Origin of the sequence: Roseimaritima sediminicola (assembly GCF_009618275.1) — a bacterium.
In the GTDB taxonomy this organism is placed as follows: Bacteria; Planctomycetota; Planctomycetia; order Pirellulales; family Pirellulaceae; genus Roseimaritima; species Roseimaritima sediminicola.
On sequence record NZ_WIAD01000061.1, the window covers coordinates 1 to 22,135 of the forward strand.

Consider the following 22,135-nt stretch of genomic DNA (forward strand, 5'->3'; position numbering starts at 1 on the left):
AGCCAGTGTCGCTCGGCCGAGCTCGGCCGAGCGGCGATGGGTAATCGAGCAAGCCACCGAACCGAGGCGATCGCCCAACGGCTCGGTGGACAAAACTCACAGCAACTCGGCTGCCTCCAACCGAGGGAAACCGCCGCGCTGGGCCGCCTGCGACCGAGGGCGATGAGAGGACAAGAAGATGTTTTCCGGTTTGGGTTCGGGCTCCTCATCCGCCGCCGTGGATGGCTCGCCCGCGGCTCGCGGCATCGCCGCTCGGCACCGTGCCCCGCAATGAGCACAGTGGATCGGTTGATTGAACAGTTCGATACGCACCCGCATCGCTCGTCCACAAACCTGACAGTGCTGCGTGAAATAAACTTGCCCGACGGCCATACATTGCCTCCTGGATGCGCCATCCAATGCGTTTAGGGAACGAAGCAAAAAAGCATCTGATTTTCTGAGTACGTCTTGGACATCTCCCGCGTTTAACCCTTGCCGGCCAATAGGCTCCTGCCCCTCGCTGGTCGCAGAACGCTTTCCTGACCCGGCAGCGGGTTTTCGGGCGTTCTCGATCGCTTGGTGGACGTCCTTGCCCCGATATGGTTCGTAGGAATAAGGCGACTTTCGTCAGCGAGCTGAAAACACAGCGGCCAGTTGAAAAGTCACGACGGTCGCGGTAGCTCCGATGCATCCCAAAGTACCGCTACCGCCCGGCCGGCTACAGTCGCGAAACCCATCGGGTGGGACTAGGTTTTTCTCTGCTGGAAACGTAGAGATTTTCCTTACAGGAAGTCGAGCCGGCGGGCTTCAGCCGTTCTCGATCGTCCACTGAACGGCCTCACGGGTCAGCGAGGCCATATCCTCGAGTTCCAGTTTCTCTTTGATCCGCGCTCGATACGTCTCGATGGTCTTGGGGCTGAGCCCCATTTTGTTGGCGATGTCGACGGTCTTCATGCCGTAACCGATACAGGCGAAGGTTTCCAGTTCGCGATCGGAGAGGGCATCGATGGGCGAGCGTCCGGTGGCTTCGCCGCCGCGAACCACCCGGTGCAACATTTTGGCGGCCATGTGAGGGCTGACGAAAACTTCGCCCTTCAAGACGCGGCGGATCGCATCGATGATCATGCCGGTGACGTTTTCTTTGTTGATGTATCCCATCGCGCCGGCACGCAGGGCGCGTTCGCCATACAGGGATTCGTCGTACATCGACCAGACCAGCATACGCGTGGGCAGGCTCTCGGCCGCAACCGCTTTGATCAACTCGATCCCGTTGCCGTTTTTCAGCGACACATCGACGATGGCGATCGAGGGCCGCAGGCGGCGAATCAAGCGCAGCGCTTCGTCGACGTCAGCGGCTTCCCCGCAAACTTCCAAGTCGGGCTCGAGCCCGATGCGCGTGATCAATCCGTCGCGGGTCGAGGGATGATCATCCACAATAAACACAGTCGGCATCACACGTTCCTCCATTCACCCCATAGGCTGCTGGAGCGCTTCGGCCGCGAGCGTACAGCGCACATCCGTACCACCGCTCGCCGCCTCTTGTATCTGCAGATCCGCTTCGATCAATCCTGCCCGGTACTTCATGATCTGCAGCCCCATCCCCTGCTTCTTCTTGTTATCTTCCGCAATTCCAATACCGTTATCGGTGATCCGCAACGTGGCGTGATGGTCTTCGCAGCTCAACTCGATACGGATCCGGCTGGACCGCCCATGCTTGACCGCATTGGTCGTGGCTTCCTGAGCGATCCGGTACAGATGCGTGGCGACCTGATTGTTGGGCAGCAGTACGGGCTGGGAACATTCGAAGACACAATCCACCCCATACAGATTCTTTAATCGTCGCGCCATCTCGGCCAGGGCTGACATCAGTCCTTGCGTGTCCACACTGACCGGATTCATGCCGCGGGCCATGGTGCGAATCTCGCCCAAACAACGCTGGACGGCGGTGCGCATCTTTTCGGCGATCTCGACCTCGGCCAGCCCCCGCCGCTCGAGCGCCGTGACCAACGTATCGGCCACCATGACCAGTCCGGTCAATTCCTGGCCCACGCCGTCATGCAGGTCGTTGCCGATCCGCCGAGCCTCTTCACCGGACACGTCCAGGATCTGTTTCTCGAGCTCGCGTCGCTGGCTGATGTCGCTCTCCATGGCGTACACGCCCGAGACCCGTCCCTGTTCGTCCCGGTCGGGAATCAAGACGACGCTGGCCCAGCGGCCGGGATTGTCGGCGGTGGGAATATTGGCTTCGAAGCTGACGCGCTGGCCCTCCAGCGCCCGGGCGTAGTGCTGTGCCAGCGATTGCAGGTAGCGCCGGTCACCGACCAACTCGCTGACATGCCGACCGAGCAGCTCCGAGCGCGGACGACGGTGCACTTCTTCATAGCGGCGATTGACAAAGCGAAAGTGCAGGTGGGCGTCGGTATAGCTGAATAATTCCGGCACGTTATCGGCCAGCATCCGGAACTCATGCTCACGCTGGCGAAGCTTCTGCTCGGCCAGCACGCGGTCGTGGATGTCGGCCGTCGTCCCCACCCACTGCCGAACCGATCCGTCCTCGTTAAAGATCGGCACGGCCCGGCCTTCGACATGGCGATACTGCTCCGTGGCGGCATGCCAGAGGCGAAAATGCAAGGTCGAGAACTGAGGGTCCTTCAAGACGTCTCGCCAGGCTCGCTGGGCCCGCCGCGAGTCGTCGGGATGGATCATCTTTCCCCAGCCCCAGTCGCGATGCTCCGACCATGGCTGGCCCGTATACCGCTCCCAGGAATGCTGTGGCGAGGAGAATTCGCCGCGCGGGCCCGCGGTGGAAACGATCGCCGAGGAGGCCAGGACCACCGACCGGTAGCGCTGCTCGCTCTCCCGCAACCGCTCGTCCTTGCGCACCCGATCGATCACGATCTCGGCCAACTGGGCGCCGTGGCGCAGCAGGTCCAGATCCGCTTCGGTGGGCGTCTGGGGTTCGCGAAAGTAGACCGCGAAGGTGCCCAGGACTTCGTTGTCGCGCGAGCGGATCGGTTCGGACCAACAGGCCCGCAGCCCCGCATGCTCGGCCGCCGCCGTATATTCCTTCCAGTTGGGATGGGTCAACAAATCCTCGGCGATGACCCGTTGATTCAAGTAAGCGGCCGCGCCGCAGGAACCGATGTTCGGGCCGATCTCCAGCCCGTCGACCGCCTCGCTGAACGATGCGGGCAAACGCCCCAGAGCGCCGCTTCGCAGCCGCCGGCCGCTGGCGTCCAACAGCAGAATCGAACCCAGCATCCCGCGACGAGCGTCTTCGGCCAGCCGCACGACCAGCTCCAACAGCCTCGGCAACGAAGCTCCGGCGGCCAGCGCTTCGAGGACCCGGTTGTAACGCTGCAATTTGGCTTCGGCCTGTTTGCGAACGCTGACGTCGCGGACCAGGGCCAAGCAACCAAAGGCTTCTCCGTCTTCGCCGACCAACACGGTACTGACGATCTCGCCCGCAAAGCACTCGCCGCTCTTGCGACGCAGCTCCATCTCCACCGGCGTCGACACCGCCCCGGCCGCTTGACCGCTCTGCTGAGCCTCCAGATCGCGGTACGCTTCGGGGTCGGCAAAGAAGATGGACTTGTGGCGGCCGATCAATTCCTCGGGATCATACCCAAAGACGCTCCGCACATTGGGCGTACAAAAGGTGACGCGATGCTCCATGTCGGCCATCACCAGGGCATCGGGGATCGACCTCACGACGCCTTCGAATCGCCGCTTCTCACGGGCCAGGACCTGGTTCAGCGGCGCCAGGTCCTGCTGCTCCCGAGCCACCTCCTCGCGGTACTCCGCCAACCACCGAGCCAACTCGGGATGGGCCCGCATCGCTTGGTGGATGTCGGGGTCCAGCTCCACCGTACCGCGAGCGTCGGCCCAAAACTGGCTGCTGTGGACGAACGTCAACAGCATCAACAACGACTCGTAGCCACGCCGGGGCAGGATCCGCTGCAAGGCCTCGTGACACTTGCCGGCCAACGGCTCGCGCAGGAAACACGTCACCGCACATGCGAACAACTGCGTTTCCAGCCACGAACCCGGCTGGGGCCAAACCGCCTCCAGCTTCGGTTCCGACGCCAAACGCTCCAGCATCGCCTCGAGCTCCTGCGGCCGCGGCCGCGGGCGACGCAGAAAGGCGACCACCTCGGCCGCGGCCATGCTAGCCCGACCGTTGTCACGATCCCGCTCCTGACGCTCGATCAACCATACCGCATGCCTAGCCATGCAGTAGGGCTGGGCGCAGTACCGCGACAGGTACGCGAACAGCCGCTCCTTGACGATTCCCGGCAGCGGACTGTTCAGGTACGCGCTTTGCGCCTGCCGCCAGTACACGTCCAAGGCCTCGGGCAACTGACTGAGCGATTTGAACAGCGCAGGACAAAACCCCAGCCGCCGCTCGATCTGCTCGAGGATCCTGTGAACATCGATCTCCGCTGCGCCCTCGTCGGCCTGCCCCGCAGTTCCACGTGTAAGGCCACTCATGTAATCAAACCCCCTGACCTTATCGTAGCAGTACGCCATGCCGCCTATAAGGAAATTCCCTTCGCAAAAACGAAACTTAATATTTGCCCGCCCGCTCGAGAAGGTGCGCCCTGTGCGGCCGTACAGAATCGGCGTTCTCAGAAACTGCCCCCGCTTGGGCCTGTCGGTTTATTCGAGAACGCATTGCTTAGGTGAGCCGTTTGAGCGCTAGGGCCGGTTTCGCGGTGACGAAACCGAGGCTCGCGCCCACACGGCTGAATTGATCGACAGGCCCGCTGGTCGCCGGCATCTTAGCCGCACCACTCGGAACCTGCCTATCCCCCCAGAGTTGCTGGCCGGGGCAAACGTTGACCGGCGCGAGGACGTGCACAGCGAGTTATGATGTTTTCTCCCGGCCGCGTGCCGCGGCTGATTGCCTCGTTCTCCACCCACCGCGTTTTCAACCGTTTGCCTGTGATGCTGCGCCGCCTGCCCTTATTCCTTCTGCTGTACACGTTGGCGTGCCCCCCCGCGCCCGCCGCCGAGCCCGAGCCCGCGCCCGCCGAGCCCGTGCCCGCCGAGCCCGCGCCCGCCGCCGAATCCGCCGCCGCCGCCGACTGGCATCGCTTCCGCGGCCCGCACCTCGACGGCGTTTCTCGGGAATCCCTCGCGGTGGACCGGTGGACCGCCGAGGGACCGCCCGAGAAGTGGCGGACCGACGTGGGCGTGGGCTTCTCCGCGGTGGTGATCGGTGGCCAGCGGCTGGTCACGCTGGGCAATGCCGACAACGTCGACACGGTCGTGTGCCTGGACACGGCGACGGGAGAGCGGATCTGGGATCACGCCTATGCCAGCCCGACCGACGCAAACGAATTCGAAGGCGGTCCGACCAGCACGCCCACGATCGAAGGCGACCGAGTCTGGACGCTGTCCCGGCAAGGGGACCTGTTTTGTTTTGACTTGGCCGGCGGCGCGGTGCAGTGGTCGATCAACGTGGCCGACGCGGCCGATGTGCGGATCCCGACCTGGGGCTTCGCCGGCTCGCCCCTGGTGGTCGAAGACGCGTTGATCCTGAACGTGGGCGACGCCGGGGTGGCCGTGGACAAGGCCACCGGGGCCGTGCTCTGGTCCAGCGACGACAAGGACGCCGGTTACGCGACGCCGGTGCCTCGGACGACGGCCTCGGGCACCGAAGTGGTCATCGGATCGGGCCGCTCCTTCGTCGGCGTCGACGCGGCCACCGGCCGGATTCGCTGGCGACAGCGTTGGCTGACGACCTTCGGTTGCAACGCCGCCGACCCGATCCTCGACGGCTCGCGCGTCCTGCTCAGTTCGGCTTACAACCGCGGCGCCGCCCTGCTGGACGTCGCCGGCGAGCAAGCCGATACGCTGTGGAAACACAAAGATTTTCAGACGCAGCTCGGCGGCGGCGTTAAATTGGGCCAGTATGTTTACGGGATCCACGGCGACCTGGCTCGTGGCGGCCAGCTGCGCTGTATCCGGTACGACGACGGAACGGTGCAGTGGAGCGATGACCGGGTCGAGTACGGCGCGCTATCGGCCACCGAGGACCACCTGTTGGTGCTCAGCCAGGACGGCCAGCTGTTGGTGATCGAGGCCGCGCCCGAGGCCTGCCGGGTCAAACACCACAGCCGCGTCCTCCGCGGCAAGTGCTGGACTGCCCCGGTGCTCTCCGGCGGCCAGCTGTACTGCCGCAGCGCCGACGGCCAACTGGTCTGCCTCGAGGCGAATTAATCTGAATTCTCAATTCTCAATTCTCAATTCTCAAATCTCAAATCTCAAATCTCCATTCAAAGATCTCCGATGACTCTACCGAGACGAACATTCTTGCAAGCGGCTGCGGCGACCGGCGTGATGCTGCAAGCGGCTCCGGCGGTGCGGGCTCAGAACAAAGGCAAGACCTACCGTACGGCGTTGATCGGTTCGGGCTGGTGGGGCATGAACATCCTGCGCGAAGCCTTGGCCGGCGGCAACATCAAGGTGGTCGCGCTGTGCGACGTCGATCGGGACAAGCTGGAGATTGCTGCCGAGGAGGTGTCGGACCTGACGGGCGACACGCCGGCCACCTTCACCGACTTCCGCGAACTGCTCGATGAGCGAGAGATTGATATCGCGATCGTCGCGACCCCCGATCACTGGCACGCGCTCAATACGATCGCGGCCATCGAAGCCGGGGCGCACGTGTTCGTCGAGAAGCCGACCGGCCATACGATCCTGGAGAGCCGCGCGATGATCGAAGCGGCCCGCGCCAACCAGCGCGTCGTCCAGGTCGGACTGCATCGTCGGATGGGACCGCACTACGTGTCGGGCATGGAGTTTCTGCGGAGCGGCCAAGTGGGTGACATCGGCATGGTGCGGATGTTTGTCCACAGCCGCGGCGGTGCCGAGCTGCCCACGCGCAACAGCGCCCCTCCCGAACAACTCGACTGGGACATGTACTGCGGTCCGGCACCGCTGCGGCCGTTCTGCCGCAAGATCCATCCCGGCGGGTTTCGCCACTTCCTGGATTTCGCCAACGGCACCCTGGGCGACTGGGGCGTGCACTGGCTGGACCAGCTGCTGTGGTGGACCGACGAGAAGTACCCGCGGGAGATCTATTCGACCGGCGGACGCCCCGTCAAAGGCCCGCCCGTGCTGACCGACAAAGAACAGACCACCGACGCGCCGGACAGCCAGATCGCGACCTACCAGTTCGAATCCTTCACGGCCACTTGGGAACACCGCCAGTTCGGCGGCACCGGCCCGGAGAAAACGTCCGTGGGTTGCTACTTCTACGGCACCGGCGGCATCTTTCACATGGGCTGGCGAGATGGCTGGACGTTCTATCCGGCGGACAGCAAAAAGCCGATCGTCCACCAGGACGCCCAGCACAAACAGCCCGACGGACACAGCATCGACCTGCTGTGGGCCGATTTCCTGCAAGCCATCGAAAGCGGCAGGCGGCCCACCTGCGACGTCCAGGTCGGACACGACGCGACGACGATGAGCCTGTTGGGCATGCTGTCGCTGAAACTGGGCCGCAGCGTCCGCTGGGACGGCGAGCAGGAACGCATCCTCAATGACCCTCAAGCCAACGCGCTGCTCAAACGCACCTACCGCGGCGACTGGCAGTACCCAAGCGTGTGATCGCCCAGTGGCATAGGCTTCCAGCCTGTGATCGCCCAGTGGCATAGGCTTCCAGCCTGTGATCGCCCAGTGGCATAGGCTTCCAGCCTGTGATCGCCCAGTGGCATAGGCTTCCAGCCTGTGTTTTTCTTCACAGGCTAGAAGCCTATGCCACGCATCGTAGCTCGGCTGTCCCAGCTGAGACGAGTGAGAGCAGGGCCCCGAAAAGTCATGCGACGTTCACAGGCTGGAAGCCTATGCCACATGCCGTCGCTCAGAAGGCGACGTCGGGCGGCGTCACGCCACCGCCACCGGGCGGATCATAATCGAAGCCGTCATCGAAGCCGTCATCGGGCGGATTCATCGGCGGCAGGATGATCGCGGGCAACTCCGGCAGGAAAGGGCTGGTCACGCCCGGCGGCACGACGCCGCCGTCGTCATCGCCCAGGGCTGCGAGACCAGCCGCCAATCCGGCCACGCCCAACAAACCGCCACCGCCCAAACCGCCACCTCCGCCGCCTCCGCCGCCAAATCCGCCGCCGCCGAATCCACCTCCGCCGAACCCGCCACCGCCAAACGGACCGCCGCCGAAGGGCGTACCGGCCGCAAAACCACCGTCCCCGCCACCGAGAAACGGCGAGTAAGCCTCCAGCAGGGTTCGCCGCAGGGTGTCCAACATGGCCGGCGGAATCAGCGGGACGAACAGGATGTCGCTGACCCCGTCGGCCGCGACTTCGCCGTCACGAAACGCAACGGTCCGGATCGTCGGTGCGGCTTTGGTCGCCGCCACGTTGGGTTCGGGCAACGGGCCGTCGCCGCTCGGCACAACCTCAAACGCAAACGCGGCGTAACCCAGCGGGCCAGCGGCCACCACGCCGTACACGCCCGGCCGAATGCCGGTCACTTCGAAGAAGCCTTCGGGCGTGGTCGGTGTGCTCTGAATGTATTCGCCCGCCCGGTACACCGTCACGTTGGTGCCGCTGTAATCCAAAGGCAAATCCGGATCCACCATCGTGAACACCTTGCCGGGCACCCGGCCATCGGCCTGCATCCGCACGCGGTAGTACAGCGTGGGCACGGAGTTGTATCGCAGGAACCCGGCGTACTGCTCGCTGCTGAACGATTTGGTCGGTGCGGCCTGGGGCGTGTAGCCCGCGGTGTTCTTCAGCACCTCCGAGGCGCCGATCCGCATGACCGGCAAGCGAAAGGGATTCGCCGCGGCGACGAGCGGTTCGTCGGCCGGTTCGGCCTGAGCATCCGCACCGTCCTCGGCGGACTCGCCAGCGGCCGGGGCACGGCCGAGCGGCCGAGCGTACACGGCCACGGTGGCGTGTTGGTCGGGTCCGGTCACGACAATCCCCAGCGGTCCCTCGTCGACGTTCTCGAACGCCACATTGCCCTGGGCGTCACTGGGCGGCTGCTGGCGAGCGCCGCTGGGCGTGATCAGCGTCACCAACGAATCCTCGAGCCCCTGCTGGGCGTCCTCGAGCCCGAAATCCTGCAGCTTCAGCCGCAGCCGCGACTGCTCCAGTTCCACGAAAAAATCATCCGGCACCTCTTTCCGCTCGCCCTGCAAAAATCCCGCCGGGCGGGTCGTCGCTTGCGGCGGTTCGGCGCGTCCCGTACCGGCGGTTATGGTCAGCAGTGCGGCGAAAGCAAACAGCGGGCTCGCCAGCAACGGGCCGGCGAGCGGTCGGCTCATCGTTCGTCGATACTTCATCGGTGTTGGCCTTATCAGGAAGAGGTCCCGGACTGTGGACGCGTCGACGTGGCGGGGATTCAAAATCCCAAAAGCGTCCACTCCAGCCCCCCCAGCATAACTGCTAGCAAACCCGAAACAAAGCTACACAGCGCAGGAAAAATAGGCAAAACCCGCAAGCTCGCCCCTCGCTACTCAAACGCACAGGCGTCGTCGGTCAGGACGCTGGCCTCGACGCTCATCAGCAACGCGGCATTGGGCGGATGCCCCACGGTTTTGCAGGCTTTCAGATCGCCTTCGGTTCCGGCGAGGAATTGAAACGCGGCCTCGCGATTGTCGCTGACTCGCAGTCCCTCGGCGGTCAGCGAGGCCGGGCGAGTGGCCTCGTCTGAACGGTCGACGAGGACTCCGATATCGTGCCCGGCGATCTCCCCTCCGCTCCACAACGCTTGGCCATCGATCAGGTGCAAGCCGATCTTCGAATTGTTCTCGATGGTCCAGCGGTCGGCTCGCACGACGCTCCGAGCGCCCGAACAGACGACGCCTCCGGCGCCGTTATCGGCCACGCGTCCGGCTTCGACCTGCAGCACGGTATCGTCCAGCCGCAAACCGGTCTCGCGAGCTCGTTCGATGCGGCAGCGGACCAAACGCAGCTGGCTTTGGGATTTGGTGTACACGCCCATGTAGCGCATCGAATCGATCAAGCATCCCTCGAGGCTGACCTGGGCGTCCTGCATGGCCAGCCCCACCAGGCAGGAACGAAACTGGCAATCGGTCGCTTCGAGGATGCCTTGGCGCGTCACCGACAAACAGGGTCCTGAGCCGTCTTCGGCGCGGACGTCGCGAAGCGTGACGCGGCCGCCTTGCGCTTCGACGCTGACCTTACAGCGCGACAGCGTTCCTCCGTCGACTTCGATCCACCCCGCCTCGGCCGCTTTGATGCCGGCTTGTCCGCAGCCCTCCCAGCGACATTCGCGGATCCGGGTCGGCGCGTCTCCGGTGCGTTCGCAGTACACGCCGTACTGGTTATTGCCCAGCAAGCGACTGTTGCGAATCGTGCCGCCGCAGCCGATCAGTTCGATCGCGGCTCCGTCGGTGCAATCGCGAAACGTGCTGTCGACGATCTCCACCGAGCGGCTTTGCACGCAGGAGACGGCCGAATCGGCCAGGGCGGTCAACTCGCAATCGGTCACCGTCAAACGGCTATCGCGTCGCGCCTTGACGCAGCAGAACGTGGCGGCGGTCAGGCGGCAGTGGGCCAGATCGACCGCGCCGTCGCGGATGTCGATCGTGTTGAATTCGTGCTGACCCGCCACGCCCTGCCCGTGGAACGTCACGTTCTGACCGTCCAGCTGCCCGCCATCGATCGTCGCGCACGGTCCGGCCCGGCTTTCGATCACGACCTGAGCTCGGTCGTCGCCGTCGCCGCGCAGCCGGACCGCTTTGGTGATCCGCAGGCTCTCGGAATAGAACCCGGGAGCGATCGTGATCTGCCCGCCGCTTTCCACCCGCGAAAGCGCCGCGGCGATCGTGGCGAACACGCCGGGCCGCTGCGGCGAGACGGCGGCCGGGTTGACGCGCAAGTCCGCCCAATCGACCGGCTCGACCAACGGCCCGCTCGGCGGCACCGGCCCCGGCGCAAGCGGAACCGAGTCCGGGGCAAGCACGTCTGGATCCGGCGACAGCGTGGCGGGGTCCGGCGCAAGCGTGACTGCATCCGGCGCAAGCGTGGCTGGGTCCGGCGGCAGTGGAAGTGGATCGGCGGGCCGCGGATTTGGACTCGCCGGCGGCGGAGCAGGGGAGCCCGGCGGCTTGATACGCGAGTCGTCGCCCCGTTCGGCTTCACCGGGCGCCAAGGCGGCTCGATCGCGTTGGCCGAAGCGCGGAGCCAACGAGAACGCTCCGGCGGCCAGCAGAACCAGCAGCGAACCGGAGAACCACCACGTGGCTCGCCGCCGGCGAGCCGCAGCAAACGGCCGCTCGACCGCCGCCGGCGGCTGGGCAAGCGTTGCTGGAGACGGCGTGGCTGCGGGAGACGGCGCGGCGGGCCCATCGCCGGGGGCGACCGGCGGAGCCGCCGATCCGGCGACGGGCAACCGGGGGTTCTCGGCGGCGGGTCCCGCGGCGGTGGCGGAGTCGGCGCGGCCGGTCGCCAGCCGATCGGCCGCCGGTGGCAACGTTCCGCTGGCCAGCGTCTGCAGGGCTCGGGCCGTACCGGCGCGGCCGGCCGCCAGCTGTTCGAGCACGACGTCGAGGTGGTTGGCCAGTTCATCGGCCGAGGCGTACCGCTCGCGGACCTCTTTGGCACAGCAGCGGGAGAAGACCGCGTCCAGCTCGGGCGGCACGTGGCTGCGGCGTTGGGACAGCGGTTTGGGATCGCGCTGGCAGATCTCGCGCGTCAAGCGTTCGACGTTCTTGGCGGTAAACGGCGGACGGCCGGCGATCAATTCATACAGCAGCACGCCGGCGGCCCAGATATCGGTGCGTCCGTCCAGCCAATCGGTATCGCCGCGCACCTGTTCGGGCGACATGTACAGCGGCGTCCCGGCGATCTCTCCGGCGCGGCCCTCCTGTTCGTCTTCGCCGAGAGCGAGTCCGAAGTCGGCGATCCAGGGCCGGCCCTGGGGGTCCAACAGAATGTTTTCGGGCTTCAGGTCGCGATGGATCATGCCGTGGCGATGGGCGATCGACAGCGCCCGCGCGACCGCCCGGACGACGAGGATAGCGGTCTCTAGATCCAGGCCCCCGACGCGTTCGAGCAGGTTACGCAGATTGGGTCCATCGATAAACTTTTGCACCACATAGGGCGACCCGTTATCGGTCACATCGACGTGGTACACCGGCACCAGCCCGACTCCCTCGATCATCGCGGCCCGGCGAGCTTCATCGATGTACTGTTGCCGCGAGACGGGCGAATCCAGCAGCGGCACCTTGATGGCGACCTTTCGCTGCAGCCGCGAGTCATAGGCCTGGTACACCACGCCGAACGCGCCCCGGCCCAGTTCGGAATCGATGCGAAACGCGCCCAGATACTCGGGCATCGCGGCCGGCTGCGTTCCGGCCGCACTCCCACCGACGCTGTAGTCATCGCTGCGAGCCCCCTGCGTATCGGCCTCGGAGGTCTCGTGCAGATACGTCGCCTGCAGCGAGTCCTCGGCTTGCTCACGTTTTTCCGCTTCGGTTTCCAAGCGGCGAGCGGCCGCGAGCAGGCGTTGGTGAGCGATCGAGCGATGGATGGCGGGGACAGAGTCGAGGAAGGCGTCCACCGCCGGCGTCTCGCCGGCCCGCCAAGCGATCTCAAAGCGTTTGACGACGCGTTCGATCAGCAGCGCATCGGCGAGGATCGTACCTTGAGGTTTCGGTTCCATGACCGCCCACGCCTGGGTTCGAGAGGGCACCGGAAGCAGAAGCCTTCATTCTAACCACCCCAAAGCCAACCAGTAACAGTAACCCAGGCATCCAACCAGTAAAACCAGTGGCATAGGCTTCCAGCCTGTGAAACCAGTGGCATAGGCTTCCAGCCTGTGAAACCAGCAGCCCAAGCAACCAGCCAGTAAAACCAGCAGCCCAGGCTTCCAGCCTGTGAACCAGCAGCCCAAGCAACCAGCCAGTAAAACCAGTGGCATAGGCTTCCAGCCTGTGAAACCAGTGGCATAGGCTTCCAGCCTGTGAAACCAGCAGCCCAGGCAACCAGCCAGTGAAGACACCCCCGCACAGCGGCACATCACCAAAAACCGAACCCGCGGCGTCACCGGCGCCCCGGCCCGTCGACGTATTCGAGAACGCATTGCTAATGCGAGCCGTTTGGGCGAACGCTCCGGTTTTTGCGGTGATGAAACCGAGGCTAGCGTCTAAACGGCTCAATCAATCGACAGGGCCGGTGAACCGCCGGGATTGAGCTCCATCTTTTCCTCCCCTCTCCCCCGCAGCCTGGCGAGCTCCAGCGAGTCAGGCTGCGGGGGAGAGGGGTCAGCCAGCGCACGAACAACACCAAACACCGGAGCCAAGCCGGACTGACCAAGCCACAAAACACAGAACCCACAAAAAGCGGCTCTACTCAACCGCCCGCAGCAACCCCAAGCCGTAGTGGCTGGCGTAACCGAGCGAGATGGGAACGCGATGTACAACTTCGGCAAATCGAATGGTCACCCCAAAGGACCGCTCGAACGGCGGCTGCGGCTTGGACGTTTGCCGTCGCAACACGAATCCCTTCATGCGCCGCTGCACCATTTCCTCGGAAGTCCAGAACCCGATCTCCGTCGGCTCCGGCAGACCGCGTTCAACCAATTCTTCACGGATCTGGTTCTCTGCAGTATGGGACAGCGCCGTATAGCAAATCATCACAGACCGGCGTATTCGGCAGCGGACTTTGCGAACTGTTAGGTGAATCAGTAAGCGTATTTCTGAGCTGTGTATTCGACAGCGGACGCTGCTAACCAGTTTCGCCAATTCGTCTGCTGTTTCTGGATCCATCTGGGTTTATCGTGGGTAGAGATCGAGTCCACCGCAGCAGGTGTAGATCGCTGTCTTGAAGTTCTCCACGTTCCGATACCCACCGACGCGACGCTTGATCGACATGATCTTGCTGTTCATTCCTTCGGCGACCGCGTTGGTGATCCCGTGCGTGCAGTAGCTGACAACATTGGGCAGTCGCTCCCGGATGGTCCGGGCAACTTGCTTCATCGGAGTCAACTTGGTGTGAATGACCCGCTTGTACCAGTCCTTGAAGTAGGCGGTAGCTGAGACAGCGTCCTCGTGGTGCCAAAGGTCTCGAAGCTTCTCTTTGTAAGCCCACGCCTTACCCGTCTTGGGCTCCTGAGAATAGATCGCTTCAAGCCGCTCTTGCTACGCGTCCGTCAGATTCTCCTGGCCACTTAGCCAAAACTATCAAGAGCGAGCAAGCCGATTATCGCCGTCAGCTATAAGTTTGCGGTGTTCGCGACGCCGAACCTTGTCGACCGCCTCACTGGCTAGCTTCATCACGTGGAAGCGATCGTGAACAATCTTCTCGTCGGCAAACGCTGTATTCGTTTTTGCGGATCTGACGTACGCCGCACTCATGTCCATCGCGATCGCTTCGACGCCATCACGCTGTTCCTGCGAAAGCTGCGAAAAACAATGGCCTGCGTTTTTGGTGTCGTTTCCATCGGAGATCGCTTCGAGAGGGCTGTTGTCCAAGTCATAAAGCAAGGTGACGTAAGCCTGTCCCTTACGAAAAGCCTTTTCATCGATCCCGATTCGAGGCATCATCTCGTTGACCTTTCGGGCCTTGCCGCGAGCGACCGCTTCTTGAAGGATATGCAGGTCTCATCCCAGCTAGTCCTCAGCACCTTCTGGGCGTCTTTAATCGCCTGAGCCGCATCGAGGACGTCGATAGCGAAGCGTTCAAAGAGCATCGTGAATCGGCTCCCTTTTTCGGCCCATGGCAAGAGAGCGTTCTTGACGCCGTGGGCGGGGCACTTCACACGAGGGGGCGCTGCGATCAGCACGGTCTTGAATTGACAGGAGTCCGGGTGCCTCCAGCGACGCTCATCGGCGTGGTCATGCAGGGGACACTCGTCGCCACATTCAGGGCAGCAAAACTTCGTGCCACGAGGGTGTTCAACGCGCACCCGGACTTCTTCGGCTTCGTGATTGAGTTGCACTTCAGTGACGGTCCAGGGCAACGCAATTCCCAGGATCTGCTGATACAGTTCTTTGTCTTGCAAGGTGGTTCTCCTTGGGGGAGAATCCTACCAAATCCACGAAGTTTGCGGATGGACCAAAAAAAAGCCGTCCCAAGGACGGCCAGACGGATTAAACCGTTCGTGTATGAAACCTTACTGTAACAGGAAGGAATCGTCACTCAGATACACTACCGCTAGTATAACGAGTATACTGGTCCCGTCAACAGCATTTCATTTCGACAAAAGGGGTAGTCGTGGGATCGTCGTTTCGCTACGTGCTTGGACTTGATCTCGGAGTTTCGTCGGCCGGCTGGGCCATTCTCGAATTGGACTCAAAAAACGGTTCTCAAACAGCAGTCGCGATTCGAGACGCCGGCGTCCGAATTTTTGACGCCGGCGTCGAAGGCGACGTCGAACAAGGCAAGGACAGCTCGCGAGCGACTGTACGTCGCCAAGCTCGCCAACCTCGTCGTCAACACTGGCGTCGGCAGTTTCGAAAAAAGAAGCTGTTTAAGGAGTTACAACAACACGGGCTGCTTCCCGAATCAAGTTCCGCCGAAGCCGCCGAGCGCAAGAAAACGCTCGACGCCGTCGACGCAGAACTAATCCGCAAACATGTTCTTGACTCTAACACATCCGACGTCGACAAACACCTCGCGCAACAGCGGCTTCCCTATCTGCTGCGGGCCAAAGCCCTGGACGGTCCGCTCAATCCTCATGAACTGGGTCGAGCCCTCTACAGCCTCGCACAACGTCGCGGCTACAAATCGAATCGCAAGGCTGATATTGACGACGACACTGACGGCGAAGTGGCACAATCCATCGAAGCCGTCTCCGCAGCCGCAGTAGGGCAAACGCTGGGTCAGTTTTTTGCTCGCGAAGTCAATCCGTTCGATAACCGCGTCAATGGCGAAGGCAAACCGGACGCCGCCAGCGGGCGTTTTCGTCGCCGCTACACCGCCCGCGACATGTTCACCGACGAATTCGACCGCATCCGCGTCGCGCAGTCACCTCACCATCAACTGTCCGATGCTGACTGGGAACGCGTCCGCCAGATCATTTTCTTTCAGCGTCCACTGAAATCGCAAAAACGACTCATCGGAAAGTGCTCCCTCGAGCCTTCGAAGCGGCGTTGCGCTGAAGCATTGCCAATCTTTCAGGAGTTTCGGATTCTGCAGCAGGTCAACCATCTCCGCGTCCGCGACTCCAACGGCCTCGAACGCCCCTTGGACGAACGGGAACGCGAGCTTTTGATCGACGCGTTACAGACGCAGGGATCAATGTCGATGAAGAGCAGAGCGAAAACGTTGCTCGGAATCCCAAAACCGAGCGTGTTCACGATGGAGGAATGGGATGACAAATTGATCGGGCATCGCACAAACCAGCAGATGCTCAATGCGTTCGGTGATCGTTGGTTTGAATTCAGTGACGAAGAACGTCACGCGATTGTTTCGGATGTGTTGTTCTATCGTCATCGTAACCGCTTGAAACAACGAGCCCGCAACGCATGGGGCCTGGATCCCGAGCATGCCGAGATCCTCGCTGGGCTCCATTTAGAGGAAGGCTATGCGAATTTGTCGGCACTTGCGATAAAAAAGCTACTGCCTGCTATGCGAGATGGCTTGGCCTTTTCCGAAGCCCGCGAGCAGGTCTATGGCGACAGTTTTAAAGCCGGCGAGGCCTTCGATCGCTTGCCGCCCGTTGTGCAGTGGAACAAGGATATTCGAAATCCCGCCGTCATGCGGGCGTTGACCGAAATGCGAAAGGTCGTCAACGCACTGATCGACCGATACGGCAAACCCGATCTCATTCGAATCGAGTTGGCCCGCGATCTGAAAAATTCGCGTGATGGCCGAAAGAGACTCTGGGCCAACAGTCGCGACAACCAAAAGCGACGCGAAAAAGCCAAAGAGGGGATGCTGGCGGAACTCGGGATTGGCTACCCCAGCCGAATTGATATTCAGCGATGGATGCTCGGTGTCGAATGCAATCGACAATGCCCGTACTGCGGAACCAACTTTAGCGGCAGCGAAATCGTCGGCAAGTCAGGCAATGTCAATATCGAACACATATACCCGCGGCGCTATCTCGACAATTCGTTTACGAACAAGACGTTAGCCTGCCGTCGCTGCAATGATCGCAAAGGCGACAAACTGCCCACGGAAACATTCACGAACGAAGAGCTAGCGTTAATTATCGAGCGAGTCAAAGCATTCAAGGGCCCCCATCGAGTCCGAAAGTTGCAGCGGATGCAGGCAACCGAAGTCCCTGAAGATTTCGTCAGCCGTGACCTTAACGACACCCGTTATTTTTCACGGCTGGCCACCGAGTACGTCGGCATTTTATACGGCGGACATGTCGACGCATTGGGCCGACGCCGCGTCTACACGCCCACAGGCGGATTAACCGCGTTGATCCGTCGCGGTTGGGGGCTGAACGCGGTCCTTAGTGACGCGAACGAAAAGAATCGCAACGACCATCGGCACCATGCCGTCGACGCCATCATCGTTGCCCTTTCGACTCAAGATCGAGTACATGATCTCAGCCGTTCCGCATCTCAGGCCGATAGCCACCAGCAGCGCGACACCGCGTTCCTTAAACACTTCGAAGTGCCATGGCCGGGGTTTGTCGACGAAGTCCGCAGGACTATTGAAAACATTCTCGTTTCACATCGTCCAACCCGCACCATGGGCGGCCGAATGCATGCGGAGTCGATCTACAGCATACCGCACTACGTCGGCGGCAAGAAAGAATTCCGGATCCGCAAAGAACTGAAGAAATTGACTGAAAAAGAAATCAACGGCGATCAAATCGCCGATCCGGGTGTGCGTGAAGCCGTCCAGCAAAGATGGGCCAAGATCAAGGCGGAAAACGCAAAGGCAATACCTGCGCAGGTTTGGAGCGACCCGCGAACCCAGCAGAACAACTTTCCACGCCTTCGAAGTCGAGCAACAGGCAAGTTCGATGGCACGCCGATTTTCAAGGTTCGGATGCGGGTCAGAGTCAAACCCCGATCCATCGGAAAAGGTGTACGCGAACGCAATGTCGCCAGCGGCAAAGACACAAATTTCGCATGCCTGATCTATGGCGTTATGGGCAAAGACGGCAATGAAAAGAAGTGGGAGCACGAGGTAATTGATCGCCAGACCGCCTATCAGCGCCTCGCTAATTCGCCGCGCCGCCACGGAGAACGAATTCTGGTTCCCGATGAACAAGGCGGGAGACGTCGCTTCCAGTTCGCCATCCGCAAGAACGACTGCCTCGAACTTGACGACGAGAATGGAGACCGAGCAATCTATCGAGTAGTCAATATATCTGCAGATGAGATTCAGCTGTCACCGCTTAATCTTCCTCGAGTCGAAAAAGAGGACAGGAACAAATGGAATAGAGTAAGGAGCACTACCGACCTGAAATCGCGGAACGCAAGACCGGTCGAAATCACACCAGCAGGTCAGGTCTCAGAAATTGATTAATTCGGAATTTATTCTTTTGGTTCACATCCTGCCCTTCGCCCTGCATTGCTGCCGTGGAAAGTCAGTTTGCAATTCGTTAAGGTCGTCGGAAGATGCCCTTTCAACCCCACGGAGGCAGAACTCTAGCCTTGGCATAAGCCAGCGGTCATCGCTTGAACTAACTGCCTTCTTTCCATCTTTGCATTTCTATCGAAGTCATATTAGGCTAGCTTTCGGAGCAAGCCATGAGAAATCGCATCATCGAAATTGCCGAGCACCCTGCTGGCCTTAGTATCCGACATCGGCAGCTTATCATCGATTCGCAGGGTCGGGAGACCCACGTTCCAGTCGACGATATTTCGGCAGTCATCGTCGCCCATCCGCAGGTCCGCTACACCCAAGCGGTCATTTCCTCAGTCACCGAATCGGGCGGAATGGTAATTACTTGCGATGCTAATCGGATGCCCAGTGCGATGCTGCTGCCACTGAGTGGCAACACATTACAAGCGGAACGTTTCCAACTACAACTGAGCCTAACCCGCCCGCAGCAAAAGCGAATGTGGCAACAACTCATCCGCCGCAAGATTGATGCTCAAGCCGCCGTCCTGCGTGAATGCCATGGACAAGACTCCGGGCTGTCGATGCTCGCACGTCAAGTTAAATCGGGCGACCCGCAAAACGTCGAGTCCACCGCCGCTCAACGGTACTGGCCGCGTCTGTTCGGGGCCGCATTCCGCCGTGATCGCGATGCGCCCGGGCTGAATCAGTATCTCAACTATGGTTACGCCGTCCTGCGATCCATGGTCGCTCGTGGAATCGCTGGCAGTGGACTACACCCTTCCATCGGCATTCATCACCACAATAAATACAACCCGTTTTGCCTAGCGGATGACTTGATGGAGCCCTTCCGTCCGCTCGTCGATCGCCAAGTCTTTCGACTCAGTTGCGACCTAAAGCCGAGCAGCAATCTCGACAGAACGACGCGGATCAAACTTATTGAGATTTTGCAGACGCGACTAATGCTTGGTGGCCGCAACATTTCCTTGTTCGATGCTCTCAGCGCATTGACCGCTTCAGTGGTCCGCGTCGCTGAGGGCGATCGATCTCCACTTGCGATCTATGACGGATGGGTGTGATCGATGCGAGCTGAGCCGATTTCGGAGTTTATTGCCATGTGGTTGGTTACCATGTTCGACTTGCCAGTCACCAGCAAACGACACCGGCGCAACTACACTCGCTTCCGAAACCGACTGCTTGACTACGGTTTTGATCGCTTACAATTCAGCGTCTACGCGCGATTTTGCGGCAGCGAGGCCCGGGGCACACAGATCCAGCGTCAAATTGAGGCTGAAATGCCCACAGAGGGGTATATCCGCTTTTTGATGGTTACCGACCGCCAATTCGCCAAAATGTCCTCCTTTCACAAGGCAATTCTGCAGGACAATGAGCAGAAGCCCGCACAAATCCTACTTTTCTAAAACGCCAGTTTCCCTTAAGTCCTTGACGCTAGTACGTTTGCGTCAGGCGTAGTGTATCCGAGTGACGCTTCCTTACGAGCCACAGCCCACCACGCCGCGGCATGTACGAGCGGTAGTGTATCCGAGTGACGCTTCCTTACGAGCCACAGCATAGCCAGTCGAGGATGGGTCGTTCTCCGTAGTGTATCCGAGTGACGCTTCCTTACGAGCCACAGCTGGTCCGGGTGCCGGAGCGTCACCGCTGTCAGTGTATCCGAGTGACGCTTCCTTACGAGCCACAGCGGAAAGCGACCGTGCGAAGTGCCGCGGCGCAGTGTATCCGAGTGACGCTTCCTTACGAGCCACAGCAGAGCAAACCGCAAAGATGAAAGGTGAACGAGTGTATCCGAGTGACGCTTCCTTACGAGCCACAGCGGCCTTGACGTCGACTTGAACGCCAACGCCAGTGTATCCGAGTGACGCTTCCTTACGAGCCACAGCGTTGTCAATAATCCCAGTCGTCGCAGCGGCAGTGTATCCGAGTGACGCTTCCTTACGAGCCACAGCAACTTCTGTAGCGACTCTGTGATCTGCTTTAGTGTATCCGAGTGACGCTTCCTTACGAGCCACAGCAAATCAAATCGTGCAGTAAACTCATCTCCTAGTGTATCCGAGTGACGCTTCCTTACGAGCCACAGCGAACGCCTTGAACTGGTACAGGCTCTTGAGAGTGTATCCGAGTGACGCTTCCTTACGAGCCACAGCCGGGTTCAGTTCGGCTTGCAGTCGCTTGTTAGTGTATCCGAGTGACGCTTCCTTACGAGCCACAGCGCTGGAGCAACTGATAACGCTTAAGGCGTTAGTGTATCCGAGTGACGCTTCCTTACGAGCCACAGCTAGTCCCCTAGTCGATCCAGTCCGTTGTGCAGTGTATCCGAGTGACGCTTCCTTACGAGCCACAGCGTCCCCGATCGCGTCGACAATCGCATGGTAGTGTATCCGAGTGACGCTTCCTTACGAGCCACAGCTTGCTCCGGTGGTTAGTGGATTTGCTCCGGAGTGTATCCGAGTGACGCTTCCTTACGAGCCACAGCCACCGTAGGGGATCGACGACACAAGGCCGAAGTGTATCCGAGTGACGCTTCCTTACGAGCCACAGCTGCTGGCGTTCCTGCCACTGCTGCTCGATCAGTGTATCCGAGTGACGCTTCCTTACGAGCCACAGCCTCGGACGGTCGTATGCCCAATCCGCGCATCAGTGTATCCGAGTGACGCTTCCTTACGAGCCACAGCGATTCCTGGTGTGATCCTCGGCTTTGGCTTAGTGTATCCGAGTGACGCTCCCGCCTGTATGTCATTTGGCGACTGAAACAGTACCATCTATTGGCGATTCAAACGGTGCCAGTTCGTGAGGCCGTGCCTGGTTGAGGCTCGGTGATACTGTTTGACTTAAACTTCTTCGGTCGCCGAACCGGTTGACGCTTTGGTACTGTTTGAAGTTTTTCCCGGGTTTCCCATGCGGTAGCTTCGCCCGGTGACCTGCATCACTTCGCTATGGTCCAAGAACCGATCCAGGATCGCCGTAGCGCTGGGCACATCACCGATCAGCTTGCCCCATTCCTACAGTGGAGGGTTGCTCGTCACCATCGTGCTGCGAACGTCGTGCCTTTCGGGGACATGGCTGGAAACTTTCCGCGACCTTCGAGTCGCGGCCTCATTGAGGCTGAAATACGGCCGCCTGGTACTAAGCTCCATTGAAACGCCGAACTGTGACTCGTAAACCGGCGGGATTGCTTCGCTGACTTTGCCGATGTTTTTCTACGGCATCCGGCGGCTTCGCTGCAGGGCATCGACGTCGCGGAGAGTCCGGCGAATTGGTCGCATCGCCGGTCCTGATCTGTATTCCATCGTGACCCGCCGTTTTGGTTCGATGCGTCGAGTTTGCGCTGGACGTCCGCAATACAGTGGTCGATGTACGCTGTGAGTTCCGGCCATCGCTGCGCAGCAACGCGGTACGCGGCAATCGACGCCTGCCACGCACCCAATGCATCGAGCTTGGACGCAGCAGCGATCGCATCGCCAGCGCTCTGCCATTAAAAGCGATGATCTGAAGGAGCGGTGGAGCGTTGGGATGCCCTTACGGCAGGCAGTAGATGTTCTCGTAAGCGAGGTCGCCCATTATGTAGCGGTAGTTTGCAAGTTGGTGATACAGAAGGCATCCATCGCGCGGCCGCCGACGGATGAACAAGCAAGGTTGCGCGCATGACGGGTTCTCACGGAGCTCAC

The 22,135-nt window shown here is 61.1% G+C and carries 14 protein-coding genes, 1 pseudogene and 1 CRISPR repeat array; of the genes and pseudogenes, 6 read left to right on the forward strand and 9 right to left on the reverse strand.

Annotation, left to right across the window (positions count from 1 at the left end):
* Positions 1-96 precede the first annotated feature (96 nt).
* From GE027_RS20030 to GE027_RS20040, 3 genes are all read right to left on the reverse strand, one after another.
* On the reverse strand, positions 97-372 hold the full coding sequence (locus GE027_RS20030) for a hypothetical protein (RefSeq protein WP_153559008.1): 276 nt from the start codon (positions 370-372) through the stop codon (positions 97-99).
* A 414-nt stretch (positions 373-786) separates the two neighbouring features.
* Positions 787-1,431 carry a response regulator transcription factor gene (locus GE027_RS20035; RefSeq protein ID WP_237607689.1) on the reverse strand — a complete coding sequence of 215 codons (645 nt, stop codon included), beginning with the start codon at positions 1,429-1,431 and terminating at the stop codon, positions 787-789.
* A gap of 15 nt (positions 1,432-1,446) precedes the next feature.
* On the reverse strand, positions 1,447-4,470 hold the full coding sequence (locus GE027_RS20040) for a PAS domain S-box protein (RefSeq protein WP_153559010.1): 3,024 nt from the start codon (positions 4,468-4,470) through the stop codon (positions 1,447-1,449).
* A gap of 378 nt (positions 4,471-4,848) precedes the next feature.
* Here GE027_RS20040 and GE027_RS20045 point away from each other — a divergent pair, with 378 nt between their 5' ends.
* Positions 4,849-6,204, forward strand: coding sequence for an outer membrane protein assembly factor BamB family protein (locus GE027_RS20045; RefSeq protein ID WP_153559011.1), 1,356 nt, complete (start codon positions 4,849-4,851; stop codon positions 6,202-6,204).
* A gap of 69 nt (positions 6,205-6,273) precedes the next feature.
* A complete protein-coding gene (locus GE027_RS20050) occupies positions 6,274-7,596 on the forward strand; it encodes a Gfo/Idh/MocA family protein (protein ID WP_153559012.1) in 1,323 nt (440 codons plus the stop codon).
* A gap of 253 nt (positions 7,597-7,849) precedes the next feature.
* On the opposite strand, the gene GE027_RS23155 is transcribed toward GE027_RS20050, so the two are convergent.
* The 5 genes and pseudogenes from GE027_RS23155 to GE027_RS23170 all read right to left on the reverse strand — a co-directional run bounded on the left by GE027_RS23155 (position 7,850) and on the right by GE027_RS23170 (position 14,982).
* Positions 7,850-9,295: a hypothetical protein gene (locus GE027_RS23155; protein ID WP_153559013.1), complete on the reverse strand. Its 1,446-nt coding sequence runs from the start codon at positions 9,293-9,295 to the stop codon at positions 7,850-7,852.
* A gap of 170 nt (positions 9,296-9,465) precedes the next feature.
* The gene (locus GE027_RS20060) at positions 9,466-12,642 is read right to left on the reverse strand and encodes a protein kinase domain-containing protein (protein WP_153559014.1); all 3,177 of its coding nucleotides are present in this window, start codon (positions 12,640-12,642) and stop codon (positions 9,466-9,468) included.
* 685 nt (positions 12,643-13,327) lie between these two features.
* The gene (locus GE027_RS20065) at positions 13,328-13,615 is read right to left on the reverse strand and encodes a hypothetical protein (protein ID WP_153559015.1); all 288 of its coding nucleotides are present in this window, start codon (positions 13,613-13,615) and stop codon (positions 13,328-13,330) included.
* A 138-nt stretch (positions 13,616-13,753) separates the two neighbouring features.
* A pseudogene (locus GE027_RS23480) lies at positions 13,754-14,524 on the reverse strand (ISL3 family transposase).
* Entirely contained in the window at positions 14,521-14,982 is a 462-nt protein-coding gene (locus tag GE027_RS23170; RefSeq protein ID WP_202617485.1) for a transposase family protein, read from the reverse strand. Before GE027_RS23170 ends, GE027_RS23480 begins: the two are co-directional and overlap by 4 nt.
* Positions 14,983-15,194: 212 nt before the next feature.
* Between GE027_RS23170 and cas9 the strand changes: the two genes are divergently transcribed.
* The 3 genes from cas9 (at position 15,195) to cas2 (ending at position 19,870) form a co-directional block, all read left to right on the forward strand.
* On the forward strand, positions 15,195-18,413 hold the full coding sequence (cas9, locus tag GE027_RS20075) for a type II CRISPR RNA-guided endonuclease Cas9 (protein ID WP_162006842.1): 3,219 nt from the start codon (positions 15,195-15,197) through the stop codon (positions 18,411-18,413).
* Between the two features lie 224 nt (positions 18,414-18,637).
* The gene (cas1, locus tag GE027_RS20080) at positions 18,638-19,528 is read left to right on the forward strand and encodes a type II CRISPR-associated endonuclease Cas1 (RefSeq protein WP_153559017.1); all 891 of its coding nucleotides are present in this window, start codon (positions 18,638-18,640) and stop codon (positions 19,526-19,528) included.
* Positions 19,529-19,564: 36 nt separating this feature from the next.
* Complete coding sequence (gene cas2, locus GE027_RS20085) at positions 19,565-19,870, forward strand: CRISPR-associated endonuclease Cas2 (RefSeq protein ID WP_162006843.1); 306 nt, start codon at positions 19,565-19,567, stop codon at positions 19,868-19,870.
* Between the two features lie 50 nt (positions 19,871-19,920).
* Positions 19,921-21,142: direct repeats of the CRISPR family, unit length 36 nt; unit sequence AGTGTATCCGAGTGACGCTTCCTTACGAGCCACAGC.
* Between the two features lie 156 nt (positions 21,143-21,298).
* On the opposite strand, the gene GE027_RS23805 is transcribed toward cas2, so the two are convergent.
* Positions 21,299-21,457: an ATP-binding protein gene (locus tag GE027_RS23805; RefSeq protein ID WP_390621614.1), complete on the reverse strand. Its 159-nt coding sequence runs from the start codon at positions 21,455-21,457 to the stop codon at positions 21,299-21,301.
* Between the two features lie 314 nt (positions 21,458-21,771).
* Here GE027_RS23805 and GE027_RS20090 point away from each other — a divergent pair, with 314 nt between their 5' ends.
* Entirely contained in the window at positions 21,772-21,960 is a 189-nt protein-coding gene (locus GE027_RS20090) for a hypothetical protein (RefSeq protein WP_153559019.1), read from the forward strand.
* Positions 21,961-22,135 lie beyond the last annotated feature (175 nt).